Annotated in this window: 14 protein-coding genes; 10 read left to right on the top strand and 4 right to left on the bottom strand. The window is 67.5% G+C overall.

Features of this window, described 5'->3' with window-relative positions; translation table 11 throughout:
- Positions 1–146: 146 nt before the first annotated feature.
- Both CBY09_RS12770 and CBY09_RS12765 read left to right on the top strand, forming a co-directional pair.
- Positions 147–515, top strand: a complete 369-nt coding sequence (locus CBY09_RS12770; protein WP_094289983.1) for a DUF1801 domain-containing protein — start codon at positions 147–149, stop codon at positions 513–515.
- A gap of 87 nt (positions 516–602) precedes the next feature.
- Positions 603–1343 carry a metallophosphoesterase family protein gene (locus CBY09_RS12765; protein ID WP_094289982.1) on the top strand — a complete coding sequence of 247 codons (741 nt, stop codon included), beginning with the start codon at positions 603–605 and terminating at the stop codon, positions 1341–1343.
- A 14-nt stretch (positions 1344–1357) separates the two neighbouring features.
- Here CBY09_RS12765 and CBY09_RS12760 read toward each other — a convergent pair whose 3' ends face one another.
- Together CBY09_RS12760 and CBY09_RS12755 are read right to left on the bottom strand one after the other, a co-directional pair.
- Positions 1358–1702: an antibiotic biosynthesis monooxygenase family protein gene (locus CBY09_RS12760; protein WP_094289981.1), complete on the bottom strand. Its 345-nt coding sequence runs from the start codon at positions 1700–1702 to the stop codon at positions 1358–1360.
- On the bottom strand, positions 1699–2043 hold the full coding sequence (locus CBY09_RS12755; RefSeq protein WP_094289980.1) for an NIPSNAP family protein: 345 nt from the start codon (positions 2041–2043) through the stop codon (positions 1699–1701). The genes CBY09_RS12760 and CBY09_RS12755 overlap by 4 nt, the downstream gene beginning before the upstream one ends.
- A 79-nt stretch (positions 2044–2122) precedes the next feature.
- Here CBY09_RS12755 and CBY09_RS12750 point away from each other — a divergent pair, with 79 nt between their 5' ends.
- The gene (locus CBY09_RS12750) at positions 2123–2869 is read left to right on the top strand and encodes an ArsR/SmtB family transcription factor (protein WP_094289979.1); all 747 of its coding nucleotides are present in this window, start codon (positions 2123–2125) and stop codon (positions 2867–2869) included.
- Positions 2866–3189, top strand: coding sequence for a YnfA family protein (locus CBY09_RS12745; protein ID WP_094289978.1), 324 nt, complete (start codon positions 2866–2868; stop codon positions 3187–3189). Before CBY09_RS12750 ends, CBY09_RS12745 begins: the two co-directional genes overlap by 4 nt.
- A gap of 95 nt (positions 3190–3284) precedes the next feature.
- Here the strand turns inward: CBY09_RS12745 and CBY09_RS12740 are convergent, their stop codons facing one another.
- Complete coding sequence (locus tag CBY09_RS12740) at positions 3285–4820, bottom strand: ABC transporter substrate-binding protein (protein WP_240515728.1); 1536 nt, start codon at positions 4818–4820, stop codon at positions 3285–3287.
- Between CBY09_RS12740 and CBY09_RS24090 the strand changes: the two genes are divergently transcribed.
- On the top strand, positions 4759–5622 hold the full coding sequence (locus CBY09_RS24090; protein ID WP_240515732.1) for a hypothetical protein: 864 nt from the start codon (positions 4759–4761) through the stop codon (positions 5620–5622). The genes CBY09_RS12740 and CBY09_RS24090 overlap by 62 nt on opposite strands.
- Before the next feature lie 63 nt (positions 5623–5685).
- Entirely contained in the window at positions 5686–6387 is a 702-nt protein-coding gene (locus CBY09_RS12730) for a hypothetical protein (RefSeq protein ID WP_094289975.1), read from the top strand.
- A gap of 83 nt (positions 6388–6470) precedes the next feature.
- On the opposite strand, the gene CBY09_RS12725 is transcribed toward CBY09_RS12730, so the two are convergent.
- Positions 6471–6998 (bottom strand): BON domain-containing protein, encoded by a 528-nt coding sequence (locus CBY09_RS12725; protein WP_240515708.1) that lies wholly within the window; start codon positions 6996–6998, stop codon positions 6471–6473.
- A gap of 207 nt (positions 6999–7205) precedes the next feature.
- Between CBY09_RS12725 and CBY09_RS12720 the strand changes: the two genes are divergently transcribed.
- Genes CBY09_RS12720 through pdeM form a run of 4 tightly spaced genes read left to right on the top strand, consistent with a single transcriptional unit; the run spans position 7206 to position 13463 of the window.
- On the top strand, positions 7206–8267 hold the full coding sequence (locus CBY09_RS12720) for a ligase-associated DNA damage response exonuclease (protein WP_094289974.1): 1062 nt from the start codon (positions 7206–7208) through the stop codon (positions 8265–8267).
- Complete coding sequence (locus CBY09_RS12715; RefSeq protein WP_094289973.1) at positions 8264–9961, top strand: ATP-dependent DNA ligase; 1698 nt, start codon at positions 8264–8266, stop codon at positions 9959–9961. The genes CBY09_RS12720 and CBY09_RS12715 overlap by 4 nt, the downstream gene beginning before the upstream one ends.
- Positions 9958–12750, top strand: a complete 2793-nt coding sequence (locus tag CBY09_RS12710; RefSeq protein WP_094289972.1) for a ligase-associated DNA damage response DEXH box helicase — start codon at positions 9958–9960, stop codon at positions 12748–12750. Before CBY09_RS12715 ends, CBY09_RS12710 begins: the two co-directional genes overlap by 4 nt.
- A gap of 5 nt (positions 12751–12755) precedes the next feature.
- On the top strand, positions 12756–13463 hold the full coding sequence (gene pdeM, locus CBY09_RS12705; RefSeq protein WP_094289971.1) for a ligase-associated DNA damage response endonuclease PdeM: 708 nt from the start codon (positions 12756–12758) through the stop codon (positions 13461–13463).
- Positions 13464–13613: the final 150 nt, after the last annotated feature.

The following is a 13613-nucleotide window of genomic DNA, read 5'->3' as shown; positions in this document are numbered from 1 at the left end:
ACCAACAGGCGGAAGCGGCCATTTTTATTGAGGTTCTGACAGGGTTCTGCGGGAGCGGAGTGCTTTGGCGTGCGCCCGCTGCTGCCACCCCCTTGTCAGCAACTTCGCCTACGCTGCGCCCTGTCCGCAGCCCGCACACGCACCCCATGGCCACACGCTCTGTCCCCGCATTGCTCGAAGACATCCGTTTCCTCGGAGAGACCCAGTACGCCATCGTGCAGGCCGTGCGCGCCCTGTTGCTGCAGCCGCCTTTTGAGGCGCCCACGGAAGAGGTGAAATACGGCGGCATCCTGTTTGCCGCGCAGGGGGTGTCGTTCTGCGGCGTGTTCGCCTACCAGGCGCATGTGTCGGTGGAGTTCGGACAGGGTGCGCGCATCAGCGACCCCTTCGGCCACCTGGAGGGCGCGGGCAAGGGGCGCAGGCACCTCAAACTGCGCTCCATCGACGACCTGGCGCACAAGCAGCTGGCACAGTACCTGCCGCTGGCGCTGGAAGCCGCGCGAGCAAACACATAGGATGAGGACGCTGCTGCACGCTTGCAGCGGTACAGGCGGCAGCACATCGGCGTGCCAACCCATCAACCACCCACACACGGCTTTCCCATGCGCATCGCTTTTGTCTCCGACATCCACGGCAACCTCGCGGCCCTTGAAGCTGTGGCGGCCGACATCGCCCTGCACGGTGCCGACCGCGTGGTGAACCTGGGCGACAACCTCTCGGGCCCGCTGCTGCCCCGCGAGACGGCGCAGTGGCTCATGGCCTCGGACTGGCTCTCGCTGGCGGGCAACCACGAGCGCCAGGTGCTGCAGCTGCGCCCTGGCCACGGCGGCCCATCGGACCAGTACGCGCATGCGCAGCTCACCGAGGCGGAGTTCACCTGGATGCGCAGCCTGACGCACACCCTGCGCCTGGACGAAGACGTGCTGCTGTGCCACGGCTCGCCGCGCAGCGACCATGAGTACCTGCTCGAAACGCTGGACGGCCCCACGGTGCGCGCTGCCACAACGGCCGAGATCGACGAGCGCCTGGCAGGCCACTATGCGCCGCTGGTGGCCTGCGGCCACACCCATGTGCCGCGGCAGGTGCGGCTGGGGGCAGGCATCTTGCTGATCAACCCCGGCAGCGTGGGCCTGCAGGCCTATGGCGACGACCACCCTGTGGCGCACAAGGTAGAGAACGGCACGCCGGATGCGTGCTACGCCATTGCGGAGCGCACAGCCCAGGGCTGGCAGGTGGCGCACCACCGGGTGCCTTACAACCACGAGCCCATGGCAGTGCTGGCGCAAAAGAATGGCAGACCGGAGTGGGCCCACGCGCTGCGCACGGGACTCATGCCTGTGTGAAGAGTTGCGCGCGGTCAGCCGTGCAGCGCACGGGAATCAGCGGGCGCCTGCGCCCGGTTGTTCATGCCGTAGTCACGCACCACCCCCGCCACGCGCAGCCGGTAGTCGGCAAACACATGGTCGCGCCCAGCCGCCTGGGTGCTGCGGTGCGCCTCCTGCTGGCGCCAGCGGGCCAAGGCCTCCTCGTCGCGCCAGAAGGACAGCGACAGCAGCTTGCCAGGCGCGCTCAGGCTCTCGAAGCGCTCGATGGAAACAAAGCCGTCGATCTGCGCCAGCAGCGGCTTGAGCGCTGCGGCTGCATCCAGATAGGCACTGCGCTGGCCCGGCGCGGGCGTCACCTCGAAGATCACGGCCATCATGTGGCGGCCCCTTGCGGATGGGCAGGCAGGCCCAGCGTGCCTTCCACGGCCTGGGTGAAGGTGCGCTCCTCGCGCAGGATGAAGCGTTTCTCCTGCGCCATCGCAAAGTTGGCGCGGCCTTCGGGGTCGGCGCGCAGGCGGGCGCGGTAGGCCTCGTAGGCGGCCAGCGAATCAAAGCCGATCAGGCCCCAGGCCTCGTAGTTGCTGCCTTCGTGCGGCAGGAAGTAGCCCAGCAGGTGGCCGCCGCAGCGGGGAATGATCTGGCCCCAGCGGCGTGCGTATTCGGCAAATGCCTCGCGCTGGAAGGGATCGATGTCGTAGCGGATGAAGCAGGTGATCATGGTGTTCCAAAGTCTGGTGTTGGCAAGGGCTTCACGATAGGCCGTTGACGGGCACAGATGGTTCGCCCAAGATCGAACCATGAAAGACGGCCCCCACATCGCGCGTATTGCCGCGCTCATCGGCGACAGCGCACGCGCCGAAGTCCTCACCGCACTGATGGCCGACCGCGCACTCACGGCCACCGAACTGGCCGACATCGCGGGCGTGACCAAACAGACCATCAGCGCCCACCTGGCCAAGCTGCTCGATGCCGGTTTGCTGGCGGTGGAAAACCAGGGCCGGCACCGCTACTTCCGGCTGGCAGGCCGTGATGTGGCGCAGCTGCTGGAGTCCCTGATGAACGTGGCCTTCCGCGCCGGTGCCGTGCGCCTGCGCGCCAGCCCGCGCGAGCCGGCCCTGCGGCGTGCCCGCGTGTGCTACGACCACCTGGCAGGCGAGGTGGGCGTGCAGTTGCACGAGGCGCTGCTGCGCCAGGGCTACCTGCACGCTGCCGACGAGGGCCTGGCCGTGACGCCAGCGGGCGCCGAGTGGTTCGCCCACCAGGGCATCGACACCACCGCAGCCGCACGCCAGCGGCGCATGCTGTGCCGCCCCTGCCTGGACTGGAGCGAGCGGCGCCACCACCTGGGCGGCGCCTTGGGCGCGGCATTGCTGCAGCGCCTGCTGGAGCGCGGCTGGGCACGGCGCGACAAGGATTCGCGGGTGCTGCATTTCTCCGCCGAGGGCGAGCTGGCCCTGCGCGCCTGGCTCGCGCCCGCTGCGGGCGAGGCCGCCAGCAATGAACCACCCCGCCCCCTTGCGGCGCGAGGCCGGTCCGGCCGATGAAAACCTTGGCACTTTTTCTGGCCACCGCCCTGGCCGAGATCGTGGGCTGCTATCTGCCGTGGCTCTGGCTGCGCCAGGGCAAGCCGGTGTGGCTGCTGCTGCCTGCGGCTGTGAGCCTGGCGCTGTTTGCCTGGCTGCTCACGCTGCACGACACCGCCGGGGCAGGCCGCGTGTATGCGGCCTATGGCGGCGTCTACGTCGGCGTGGCGCTGGCGTGGCTGTGGGCCGTGGATGGCATCCGGCCCACACCGTGGGATGTGGCGGGCGTGCTGGTGGCGCTGGCGGGCATGGCGATCATCATGTTCCAACCCATGGAGTGAACACCCCCTGAGTCGCCTTCGGCGCCTCCGCCCCGCCTGCGGGAGAGGGCACGGGCCTGCACCGCGCCAGTCTCGAATGCTGCAGCACCCGGGCCTCAGTTCACCTTGATAAGGCGCCAGTCAATGCGGTTGTCCGGCCGCTGCACCAGCTCCACGTTTTTCTTCATGGCCCAGGCCAACATCTGGTTGTGCAGGGGGATGTGGGCCACGGTGTCGTTCTGCAGCTGCAGGCCTTCGGTCAGCAGGCGGTTGCGCACGGGCTGGTCGGTTTCGGTCTTCACGCGGTCCACGATGTAGTCCATGCGCTCGTTGCTGTAGCGACCCAGGTTGTAGTTGCCGTCACCGCCGGTGGTCTTGGTGCGGACGAGGGACTGCAGGGTGTACAGCGCGTCGAAGGTGGGCACCCCCCAGCTGAGCAGTGCAATGCTGGCCTCGTGCCGCTGGGCCATGGGGTAGTAGGTGACCGCTGGCAGCGTGCGCAGCTTGGCCTTCACGCCGATGCGCGACCACATGGAGGTGATCGCCTGGCACAGCTCTTCGTCCTGCACGATGGCGTTGTTGCTGCAGGCAAAGTCCACCTCGAAGCCGTCCTTGTAGCCCGCCTCGGCCAGCAAGGCCTTCGCGGCATTGGCGTCAAAGGGCAGACGCTTGTCCACGGCTTCCGTCCAGCCATTGACCAGCGGCGACACCATGGCCCCGGTGGGCTTGGACATGCCGCGCATGGTCACGCGCTGCAGGGTGGCACTGTCGATGGCCTGGTAGAGCGCCTTGCGCACGCGCAGGTCCTTGAGCGGGTTCTTGCCCTTGATGTTGCTGCCCACCAGCTCGTCGCGGAACTGGTCCATGGCGAGGTACACGGTGCGGTTCTCCACCATCTCCATGACCTTGAGATTGGGGTTGGCCTTGATGCGGGCCAGGTCCTGGATGCTGGTGTCACGCACCATGTCCACCTCGCCCGACAGCAGCGCGGCGATGCGCGTGGCTTCGGACTTGATGGGGGTGTAGGTGATCTCTGTGACGTTGCCCTCGGCCTTGCCCGCATTCCACCAGTGGGGGTTGGCCGTGAACACGAGCTTCTGGTCGGGCACCCATTCCTTGAGCACAAAGGGCCCGGTGCCCATGGCATTGCGGTGGGAGAAGGTTTCCTCCTTGGCCTTGATGTCCTTGGGCTCCACCGAGTTGTTCTTCTCCGCCCAGGCCTTGCTCATCACGCGCAGCTCGGTGAGCTGGTTCAGGATGACCGGGTTGGGGTTCTTCAGGAAGATGTCGATGGTCTCGCCGTCCACCTTGGCGATGCGGTCCATGCCCTGGGTGTAGATGGAGTACGTGGAGGTCCGGCTCATCGCGCGCTGCAGCGAATAGACCACGTCATCGGCCGTCATGGCCGAGCCGTCGCTGAACTTCACCCCCTGGCGCAGCTTCACGCGCAACTGCGTGGGGCTGACCTGCTGCCACGAGGTGGCCAGCAGCGGCTCGACCTTGAGGGTGCGGCTGTTGAACATCACCAGCGACTCGTACACCGCCGCATGGATGCCGTTGCCCAAGGCGCTGTTCTGCGAATGGATGTCCATGGTCTGGATGTCGCTGGAGCCTGCCCACTTGAACGGTTTTGCCGACCCTATGGCGGGCATCATGCACACCAGGGCTGCCACCAGTGCGGGGGCAGATAGCAGTGAGGAAAAATCAAAACGCAAGGGCATACAAGGCTCCAAAATGTTAGTAGCACGCAATGTGCAATATCTCTCCTCTCCTGCAGATATGGAAATCCCTCGGTTGGTGCTACCTGGTGAGGGTGGAAGGGTCTCTGGTGGCATCTACATGCCCTCAACCAACGCGCCATACGGCCCATTACATCTCTTACACCCTGACCAAGGGGTTTCACGGCCAGAATCGCCGCTCCTCCCGCCGCACGACCTCAACCCCACCATGCCTGGGCATCCCCTCCGCACTGTCTTTCGATTGACCGCCATTGCGGCCGCCGCACTTCTTCTTGCTGGGATTGCCACGCTGGGCTACCTCTTCTCCGAGGAGGACTACGTGACAAGGCCTGGCTCGCCTGTTTACTACCTGGGAATCTCTTCGCTGGTCCGCGACATACAGGTGCCGGATGGCGCTCAGAGCCGCGAGTATTTCGGCTCTGTCGGCGACGGGAACAAGCCAGCCCAATCACAGCTGAGCTTCAAGGTACAGCCTGAAGCCGCCGACGCGGTCTGGGACCAGATGACTCAGCAACTACAGAAGCTGGCACTGCATTCCGTGAGTACGGCGGGCAATGAATCAACGGCTGTTGTCAACAACAAGAACACCGTCTCCCCGGGAATCCGGGAAGCACAGTACACCTCCGAAAAGCATGACCTGATCTTGCTGACCACCTACCAGGACAACGATGCAGGCACACCATCGATCCGCTTTGAAATCACTCACTTTGATTGATTCGCTCTAGACGCAGGTGACACGCGGCACCCCTCTTCCCTTTTACCTCCTCGTTGAACATCCATGTCATCTCGATCGGACATTCCCAATCGCCTCATCTATACGTGCAATTGCGGCTGGATCGACATAGGTCACCTGGTTTCGGTCGAGAAACCGGCGAACCGCCATGCGAGTGCAAGCTATCTTTGGAAGGACGTCTCGCTCGAGCGAGGCCTGCAGGTCGCAGGCCGGCCGGATCACCATCTCGTGATGTACCGGCAGGGAATGCGAAAGTTCGGCCTCTCTCGCGACTTCACGAAGTTCTACTTCATCCGCAAGGGTCTGCCGCTGGCCACCCAGCGCTCGGTGGCGCTGGCCATCTTCAAAGAAGTGTCGATGGGATTCGAGGATGTCCAGGCCTCGCTCTCTGCCTTTACAGACAGTGGTTTCAGCGAAGAGGATCTGGTGTCAAACCTTCTTGGCTTCTATGTGGCTGTCTTGGGCAATGTGGATTGGCGCAACCATTGCAAGCCAGTGTCGGCAGAAGCTTCCCGCGTCGTCTGGGACACCCTGGGGCCCGTGGGTTCACGCAAGAACCGCCAGTTTGTTCCCAAGCTACATGCCTGCGAAGAGTGCAAGACCAAGCACCACATCACCCAGCCTCAGTTTCCGCCCATTTTTTCGTCCATTCGTCCAGCCCAGCAAGGCGCGGACTTCTTCGAAGCAACGGAGGCCACGCCCGGCCTGCCTGTGCCGGTGCACATGCTGTCTACTTTGTTTGTCTGAAGGGTCATGGTGCCTGGTCGCGCTGCGCCACGCCCCGTCGTGCTCCATCGCCACGATTGCGCTGTCCAGCCCTACCGCCAGCACTACGGCGGTAAGACCGGGTAACGCACGCCATCGCGCTCAGCGCCCACCTGCAGCAGGTTGATCACCCCCATCACGTCGTCCACCAGCCACACGGCTTTCTCCAGCGCCTCGGCCTGCGCCTGCGACTGCACACAACCCATCAGCGTCACCAGCCGCCGCTCGCCCAGCACCCACACGCTGGTGTCGTCAAAGCGGCCATCCTGCTGGATGTAGCGCTGCACGCGCGGGATGATCTCGGCGTCGTACAGGTAGGAGTTGGGCAGGCGGCAGCGCCCCACGCGGTGGCAGCTGCCGCCGTGCTGTGATCGCACATGGGCGAGCTCACGCACCTCGGCCTCGGTGTAGAGCGGGCCTTCGGGCACGGGGCAGTGCGGGATGGCGCGGGTGACCTGCACGAAGGGGTCGTTGAAGGCGTTGGTGCGCGCCTGCACAGCAGCGCCATGCTGGGCACTGGCCGACGACACAGCGAGAACAGTCAGCAGGGACAGGAGCGCACCCCGCAACCCGCCCGATTCGACACTGTGCATGCAGAGCCCTCCTCCCATCGTGAACCGCCCAACGATGCACCGCGCGCCCGGCCAGCAAGACTGCGGCGCAAAATGCTATTGAATAAATAGCAAATAAGCAAAAAAGGACGCGTGGAGACGGCCATTTTCTTCCATATTTTTGCCGGTGCGCCACAGATATCCCAAGTGGCACCTCGGCTTTGGCGGGGCGCCTACGATCCCACCCACATGCACCGCAACGACCTCATCGTCCACCGCCCCGAAGGCCTGTATTGCCCGCCCGGCGACTTCTACATCGACCCCTGGCGGCCGGTGGAGCGGGCCGTGATCACGCATGCCCATTCAGACCACGCACGCATGGGCTCGGCCCGCTACCTGGCGCACGAGGGCAGCGCAGGCACGCTGCGCAACCGGCTGGGGGCGGACATCGCGCTGCAGACGCTGGCCTATGGCGAGGCCATCGACCACCATGGCGTGCGCGTTTCGCTGCACCCGGCCGGGCATGTGCTGGGGTCGGCCCAGGTGCGCGTGGAACATGGCGGCCAGGTGTGGGTGGCCTCGGGCGACTACAAGCTGGAAGACGATGGCACCTGCCCGCCGTTCGAGCCCGTGCGCTGCCACACCTTCATTACCGAATCCACCTTCGGCCTGCCTATCTACCGCTGGCCGTCGCAACCCGTGCTGTTCGCCGACATCAATGCCTGGTGGGCTGCCAATGCAGCGGCGGGCAAGGCCAGCGTGCTGTATGCCTACGCCTTCGGCAAAGCGCAGCGGCTGCTGCATGGCGTGGACGCCAGCATCGGGCCCATCGTGGTGCATGGGGCGGTGGAGCCGCTCAACGCCGTGTACCGCGCGGCGGGCGTGGACCTGCCGCCCACGCTGCGCGTGACGGACCCGGGCCTGACCAAGGCCGACCTGAAACGCGCGCTCGTGCTGGCCCCGCCCTCGGCAGCGGGCACGCCGTGGCTCAAGCGGTTTGGCGAACACTCCGACGCGTTTGCCAGCGGCTGGATGCTGGTGCGCGGCGCACGCCGCCGCCGGGGCGTGGACCGGGGCTTTGTGATGAGCGACCACGCCGACTGGCCCAGCTTGCAGAAAGCCATTGGCGCCACGGGCGCGGAGCGCATCATCGTGACCCATGGCAGCACAACGGTGATGGTTCGCTGGCTGTGCGAGCAGGGGCTGGACGCCCAGGTGTTCGCGACCGAATACGGTGCCGATGACAACGAAGACGATGCAGGGGCTGCACCCGAGCCAGACAGCGAACCCGCACCCGAGGGGACGGCATGAAGGCCTTTGCCCAGCTGTTCCAGGCGCTGGACGCCACCACCGCGCAGTCGGCCAAGCTCGCGGCGCTGGTGGCTTACCTGCGCGTGGCGCCGCCCGCCGATGCGGCCTGGGCCACCTACTTTCTCTCAGGCGGCAAGCCCCGCCAGATGGTGCCCACGAAGCGCCTGAAGGCGCTGGCGCAAGAGGCTGCAGGCCTGCCCGAGTGGCTGTTTGAAGAGAGCTACCAGGCCGTGGGCGACCTGGCCGAAACCCTGGCGTTGCTGCTGCCACCGCCCGCCCAGCCCACCGAACTGACGCTGGCCGAATGGATGGCCCAGCTGCTGCCCCTGCGCGCCCTGCCGCCCGATGAGGCCGACGCCCGCCTGCGCACGCAGTGGGACAGGCTGGCGCCCGAGCAGCGCTTTGTGTACTTCAAGCTCATCACCGGCAACTTCCGCGTGGGGGTGTCGCGCCTGCAGGTGACACAAGCGCTGGCCACGGTGAGCGCGCTGGACCCCAAGCGCATCGCCCACCGGCTGATGGGCTACACGCAGATCGGCCGGCAGCCGCAGGCCAGCGACTACCAGGCGCTGATCGCGCCGGTGGACGACGATGCCAGTACGCAAGATGCTGCCGATACAGGCCAGCCCTACCCGTTCTTCCTGGCCCACCCGTTCAACCAGCCTGTGGCTGAGATGCCCGCACTGCTGGGCACGCCCGGCGACTGGCTGGTGGAGTGGAAGTGGGACGGCATCCGCGCGCAGATCGTGCGGCGTGCGGGCGCGGTGTGGATCTGGTCGCGCGGCGAGGAACTGGTGACCGACCGCTTCCCCGAACTGGCCGAGGCCGCGATGGAGCAGCTCCCTGACGGCACAGTGGTCGATGGCGAGATCCTGGTGTGGCTGCCGGGCGAGCCCCAGCCCCGCCCCTTTGCCGACCTGCAAAAGCGCCTGGGTCGCAAGACGCTGACCCCCAAGCTGCTGCGCGAGCTGCCCGTGGTGCTGGTGGCCTACGACCTGCTCGAACACGCCGGGCAGGACCTGCGCCAAGAGCCGCAGCAGGCCCGCCGTACGCTGCTGGAGGCCACGCTGCAACAGCCTGATGACACCACCATCGCACCCGCACCGCACCAGGCCCTGCGCCTGAGCGAGTTGCTGCAGGGCGCCGACTGGCACAACCTGGCACGCCAACGCGAGGCCGCGCGCAGCATGGGCACCGAGGGCTTCATGCTCAAGCACCGCAGCGCGCAGTACGGTGTGGGCCGCACCAAGGATGTGGGCGTGTGGTGGAAGTGGAAGATCGACCCCATGAGCGTGGACGCCGTGCTCATCTACGCCCAGCGCGGCCACGGCCGCCGTGCGAGCCTCTACACCGACTACACCTTTGCCGTGTGGACCGGGCCGCAGGACGACCCGCAGCGGCAACTGGTGCCTTTTGCCAAGGCCTATTCGGGCCTGACGGATGCCGAGATTGCGCAGGTGGACGCCATCATCCGCAAGACCACGCGCGAGAGCTTCGGGCCCGTGCGCAGCGTGGACGCGACGCTGGTGTTTGAGCTGGGCTTTGAAGGCATTGCGAAGAGCCCGCGCCACAAGAGCGGCATTGCGGTGCGCTTTCCGCGCATGCTGCGCTGGCGACAGGACAAGCCCGTGGCCGAGGCCGATACCCTGCAAACGCTGATGGCGTTGTTGCCAGGGCAGGACGTTGCGGCATGAGCACCACCCGCCGCCCGCGCAAGCCCCTGCCCCCGGTGGCACCGAGTGCCGCAGCCGCCTGGATGGCGGCGCGGGGCTGGCAGCCCTTTGGCTTCCAGCAAGACGTGTGGCGCGCGATGGGCGAGGGCCGCTCGGGTCTGCTGCATGCCACCACGGGCGCGGGCAAGACCTATGCGGTGTGGCTGGGCGCGCTGCAGCATTGGGCGCCCCTCCTACCCGTTCGGGCTGAGCCTGTCGAAGCCGGGGCACCCTCGGAAACAAGCCCTTCGACAGGCTCAGGGCGATCGGCTGAACGAGCGCTACGGGCTCCAGCGGCGACCTTCAGTGCCCGAACGCGCCGCGCTGCGGCACCACCCCTCACGGTGCTCTGGATCACGCCCATGCGCGCATTGGCGGCTGATTCGCTGCGCGCCCTGCAGGTCCCACTGCCCGATCTAGCCCCCACCTGGAGCAGCGGGCTGCGCACGGGCGACACCGCCAGCGGCGAGCGCGCTGCGCAAGACCGCCGTCTGCCCACGCTGCTGGTGACCACGCCCGAAAGCGTGTCGCTGCTACTGGCGCGCGCCGATGCGCGTGAGCGCCTGGCCAGCGTGCGGCTGGTGGTGGTGGACGAGTGGCACGAGCTGGTGGGCAACAAACGCGGCGTGCAGGTGCAGCTGGCGCTTGCGCGCCTGTCGGGCTGGAACCCAGCGCTGCAGGTGTGGGGCATGTCGGCCACGCTGGGCAACCTGGAGGAGGCCCTGCACACCTTGCTGCCGCAGCCCGTGCCCAGCGCGGCGGGTGCGCCACAGCCACCGCCCGCCGTGCTGGTGCAGGGCCGCATCGACAAACGGCTGGAGGTGCAGGTGATGCTGCCCGCGCGAGCCGACCGCTTTGCGTGGGCGGGCCACATGGGGCTGAGCCTGCTGCCGCAGGTGGTGCAGTCGATCGAAGCGGCGGCGTCCACCTTGGTGTTCACCAACACCCGGTCGCAAGCGGAGCGGTGGTACCAGGCGCTGCTGGAGGCACGGCCCGACTGGGCCGGCACCATCGCACTGCACCACGGGTCGCTGGGGCATGAGGTGCGCGACTGGGTGGAGCAAGGCCTCAAGGCCGGGCAGCTCAAGGCCGTGGTGTGCACATCGAGCCTGGACCTGGGCGTGGACTTTTTGCCGGTGGAGCAGGTGCTGCAGATCGGTTCGGCCAAGGGCGTGGCGCGGCTGGTGCAGCGTGCGGGCCGCTCGGGCCATGCGCCGGGGCGCAGCTCCAGCATCACGCTGGTGCCCACGCACAGCCTGGAGCTGGTGGAGGCAGCCGCTGCGCGCCACGCACTGGCGCAGGGCCGCATTGAGGACCGGCACACGCCGCGTGCGCCGCTCGATGTGCTGGTGCAGCACCTGGTGACCATGGCGCTGGGCGGCGGCTTTGTGCCCGATGTGCTGCTGGCCGAAGTGCGCCGCGCCCCGGCCTACGCTGCCTTGGCCGACAGCGACTGGCAGTGGGCGCTGCAGTTCGTGCGCCAGGGCGGCGCATCGCTGGCCACCTACCCGGACTTTCACCGCGTGGTGCCGGACGACGAGGGCGTGTGGCGCGTGCCCGATGCGCGCCTGGCGCGCCGCCACCGCAGCAACATCGGCACCATCGTGAGCGACGCCGCCATGCAGGTGCAGTTTGTGAGCGGTGGGCGCCTGGGCTCGGTCGAAGAGAGTTTCATCGCGCGGCTGCGCAAGGGCGATGTGTTCATGTTTGCAGGCCGGCTGCTGGAGCTGGTGCGCACCCAGCAGATGACGGCCTATGTGCGCATCGCCCCCAAGGGCAGCGCCGCCCTGCCGCGCTGGAGCGGCGGGCGCATGCCGCTGTCGAACACGCTGGCCGATGCGATGCTGGAGCAGCTGGCGCAGGCCGAGCGCGGCGAGTTCTCCACGCCCGAGATGCGCAGCGCCCAGCCGCTGCTGGCGCTGCAGCAGGCCTGGTCGGCCCTGCCCACACCCAGCCGCCTGGTGGCCGAGACCCTGCACACGCGCGAGGGCTGGCACCTGTACCTGTACCCGCTGGCGGGGCGCCTGGTGCACCTGGGCCTGGCCGGGCTGCTGGGCTGGCGCGCGTCGCAGCAGGTTCCCAACACCTTCTCCATCGCGGTCAATGACTACGGTCTGGAGCTGCTGTCGGCCAAGCCCGTGGACTGGCCCACGCTGCTGCCGCGCCTGATCGGCGAGGGCACGCACACCACGATTGGTAGCGGGCTCGAAGAGGAAGTGCTGGCCAGCCTGAACGCGACCGAGATGGCGCGCCGGCGCTTTCGCGAGATCGCGCGCATTGCCGGGCTCATCTTTCAAAGCCACCCGGGCGAGCAGCGCAGCAGCCGCCAGCTGCAGGCCTCGTCGTCGCTGTACTACGACGTGTTTGCGCAGTACGACCCGGGCAACCTGCTGCTGGCCCAGGCCCGTGCCGAGCTGCTGACCAACGAACTGGACATGGACCGCCTGGCGCACACGCTGCGCGGCATGCAGGCACAGACCCTGTCCATCCACGCGCTGGAACGCCCCACCCCATTCGCCCTGCCGCTGATGGTGGAGCGCTTTCGCGAGCGGCTGAGCACCGAGACCCTGGCCGACCGGCTGGCGCGCATGGTGCAGGCGCTGGAGCAGGCGGCCGACGCCACCACGGGCACCCACCTGGCGCAGCACCCTGTGCAATCCACGGACATGGCGTGGGACCTCCCTGAAGGCTCCGCCACCTCGGCACGGCGCACGCGCCGAGACCCGGCCGGGGACAGCCCTCGCCGCACCCGCAGACGCCACGGATTCTGAGCCCCATGACCTCGCTGGCCCTCCCCATACCCCCCGCCGGTGCGCACGCCATCACCCTGCCCTGCGGCACCGCCCTGCAGCTGCTGCCCCAGCGTGCGCTGTGGTGGCCCGCGGCGCGCATGGTGATGGTGGCGGATGTGCATTTCGGCAAGGCGGCCACCTTCCGCCGCGCGGGCCAGCCCGTGCCACACGGCACCACGGCCGACAACCTGGCGCGGCTGGATGCGGTGCTCGCTGCCACCGGTGCCGACCACCTGGTGTTTCTGGGCGACTTTCTGCACGCGCGCAGCGGCGCGGCCGATGCGCTGTGGCAGCAGTTGCTGCCCTGGCGCCAACGCCATGCGCATGTGGCGATGACCCTGGTGCGCGGCAACCACGACCAGCACGCGGGCGACCCGCCGGCCGCGCTGGCTCTGGCGCTGGTCAACGAGCCCTGGTTGCCCTGTGCCGATGCGCCGGTGCTGGCCTGCCACCACCCGCAGGCGGTGGCAGGGCACACGGTGATCGCCGGGCACCTGCACCCCACGCTGCGGCTGCGCGGCCCGGCGCGGGATGCGCTGCGGGCGCCCTGCTTTGGCTGGGGAGATGGGCAGTTGGTCCTGCCCGCCTTCGGGGCCTTCACCGGCACGGCGCCCGATACGCTGCCCACGCGCTGGGCGCGGTTTGCCGTCCTGCCTGGCCGCGTGGTGGCTGTTCCAGGGGGCCTTTCATAGGGTGTACAGGGGGTGGCGCGCTGCCGCCAACGCGGTCAAACTGCAGAGCGCCGCAGGGTGATTACCACCTATTTGGTGAAAAAAAGTGCCCCGGGCTTATGATAATTTTGCATTGTGAGATTCGATTGCAAAAACAGGGGTTCCAGACAG

This window comes from Acidovorax kalamii (genome assembly GCF_002245625.1).
GTDB lineage: Bacteria > Pseudomonadota > Gammaproteobacteria > Burkholderiales > Burkholderiaceae_C > Acidovorax > Acidovorax kalamii.
The sequence above is the reverse complement of the archived record's forward strand: the minus strand, read 5'-3'. Positions and strand labels throughout refer to the sequence as shown.

Coding starts and splice junctions, on each gene's coding strand:
- CBY09_RS12715 (WP_094289973.1), top strand. CDS start 8,264: ATGAAGGCCTTTGCCCAGCTGTTCCAGGCGCTGGACGCCACCACCGCG.
- CBY09_RS12750 (WP_094289979.1), top strand. CDS start 2,123: ATGAAAGACGGCCCCCACATCGCGCGTATTGCCGCGCTCATCGGCGAC.
- CBY09_RS12725 (WP_240515708.1), bottom strand. CDS start 6,998: ATGCACAGTGTCGAATCGGGCGGGTTGCGGGGTGCGCTCCTGTCCCTG.
- CBY09_RS12740 (WP_240515728.1), bottom strand. CDS start 4,820: ATGCCCGCCATAGGGTCGGCAAAACCGTTCAAGTGGGCAGGCTCCAGC.
- CBY09_RS12720 (WP_094289974.1), top strand. CDS start 7,206: ATGCACCGCAACGACCTCATCGTCCACCGCCCCGAAGGCCTGTATTGC.
- CBY09_RS24090 (WP_240515732.1), top strand. CDS start 4,759: ATGGTCTGGATGTCGCTGGAGCCTGCCCACTTGAACGGTTTTGCCGAC.
- CBY09_RS12760 (WP_094289981.1), bottom strand. CDS start 1,702: ATGATGGCCGTGATCTTCGAGGTGACGCCCGCGCCGGGCCAGCGCAGT.
- CBY09_RS12770 (WP_094289983.1), top strand. CDS start 147: ATGGCCACACGCTCTGTCCCCGCATTGCTCGAAGACATCCGTTTCCTC.
- CBY09_RS12745 (WP_094289978.1), top strand. CDS start 2,866: ATGAAAACCTTGGCACTTTTTCTGGCCACCGCCCTGGCCGAGATCGTG.
- CBY09_RS12755 (WP_094289980.1), bottom strand. CDS start 2,043: ATGATCACCTGCTTCATCCGCTACGACATCGATCCCTTCCAGCGCGAG.
- pdeM (WP_094289971.1), top strand. CDS start 12,756: ATGACCTCGCTGGCCCTCCCCATACCCCCCGCCGGTGCGCACGCCATC.
- CBY09_RS12730 (WP_094289975.1), top strand. CDS start 5,686: ATGTCATCTCGATCGGACATTCCCAATCGCCTCATCTATACGTGCAAT.
- CBY09_RS12765 (WP_094289982.1), top strand. CDS start 603: ATGCGCATCGCTTTTGTCTCCGACATCCACGGCAACCTCGCGGCCCTT.
- CBY09_RS12710 (WP_094289972.1), top strand. CDS start 9,958: ATGAGCACCACCCGCCGCCCGCGCAAGCCCCTGCCCCCGGTGGCACCG.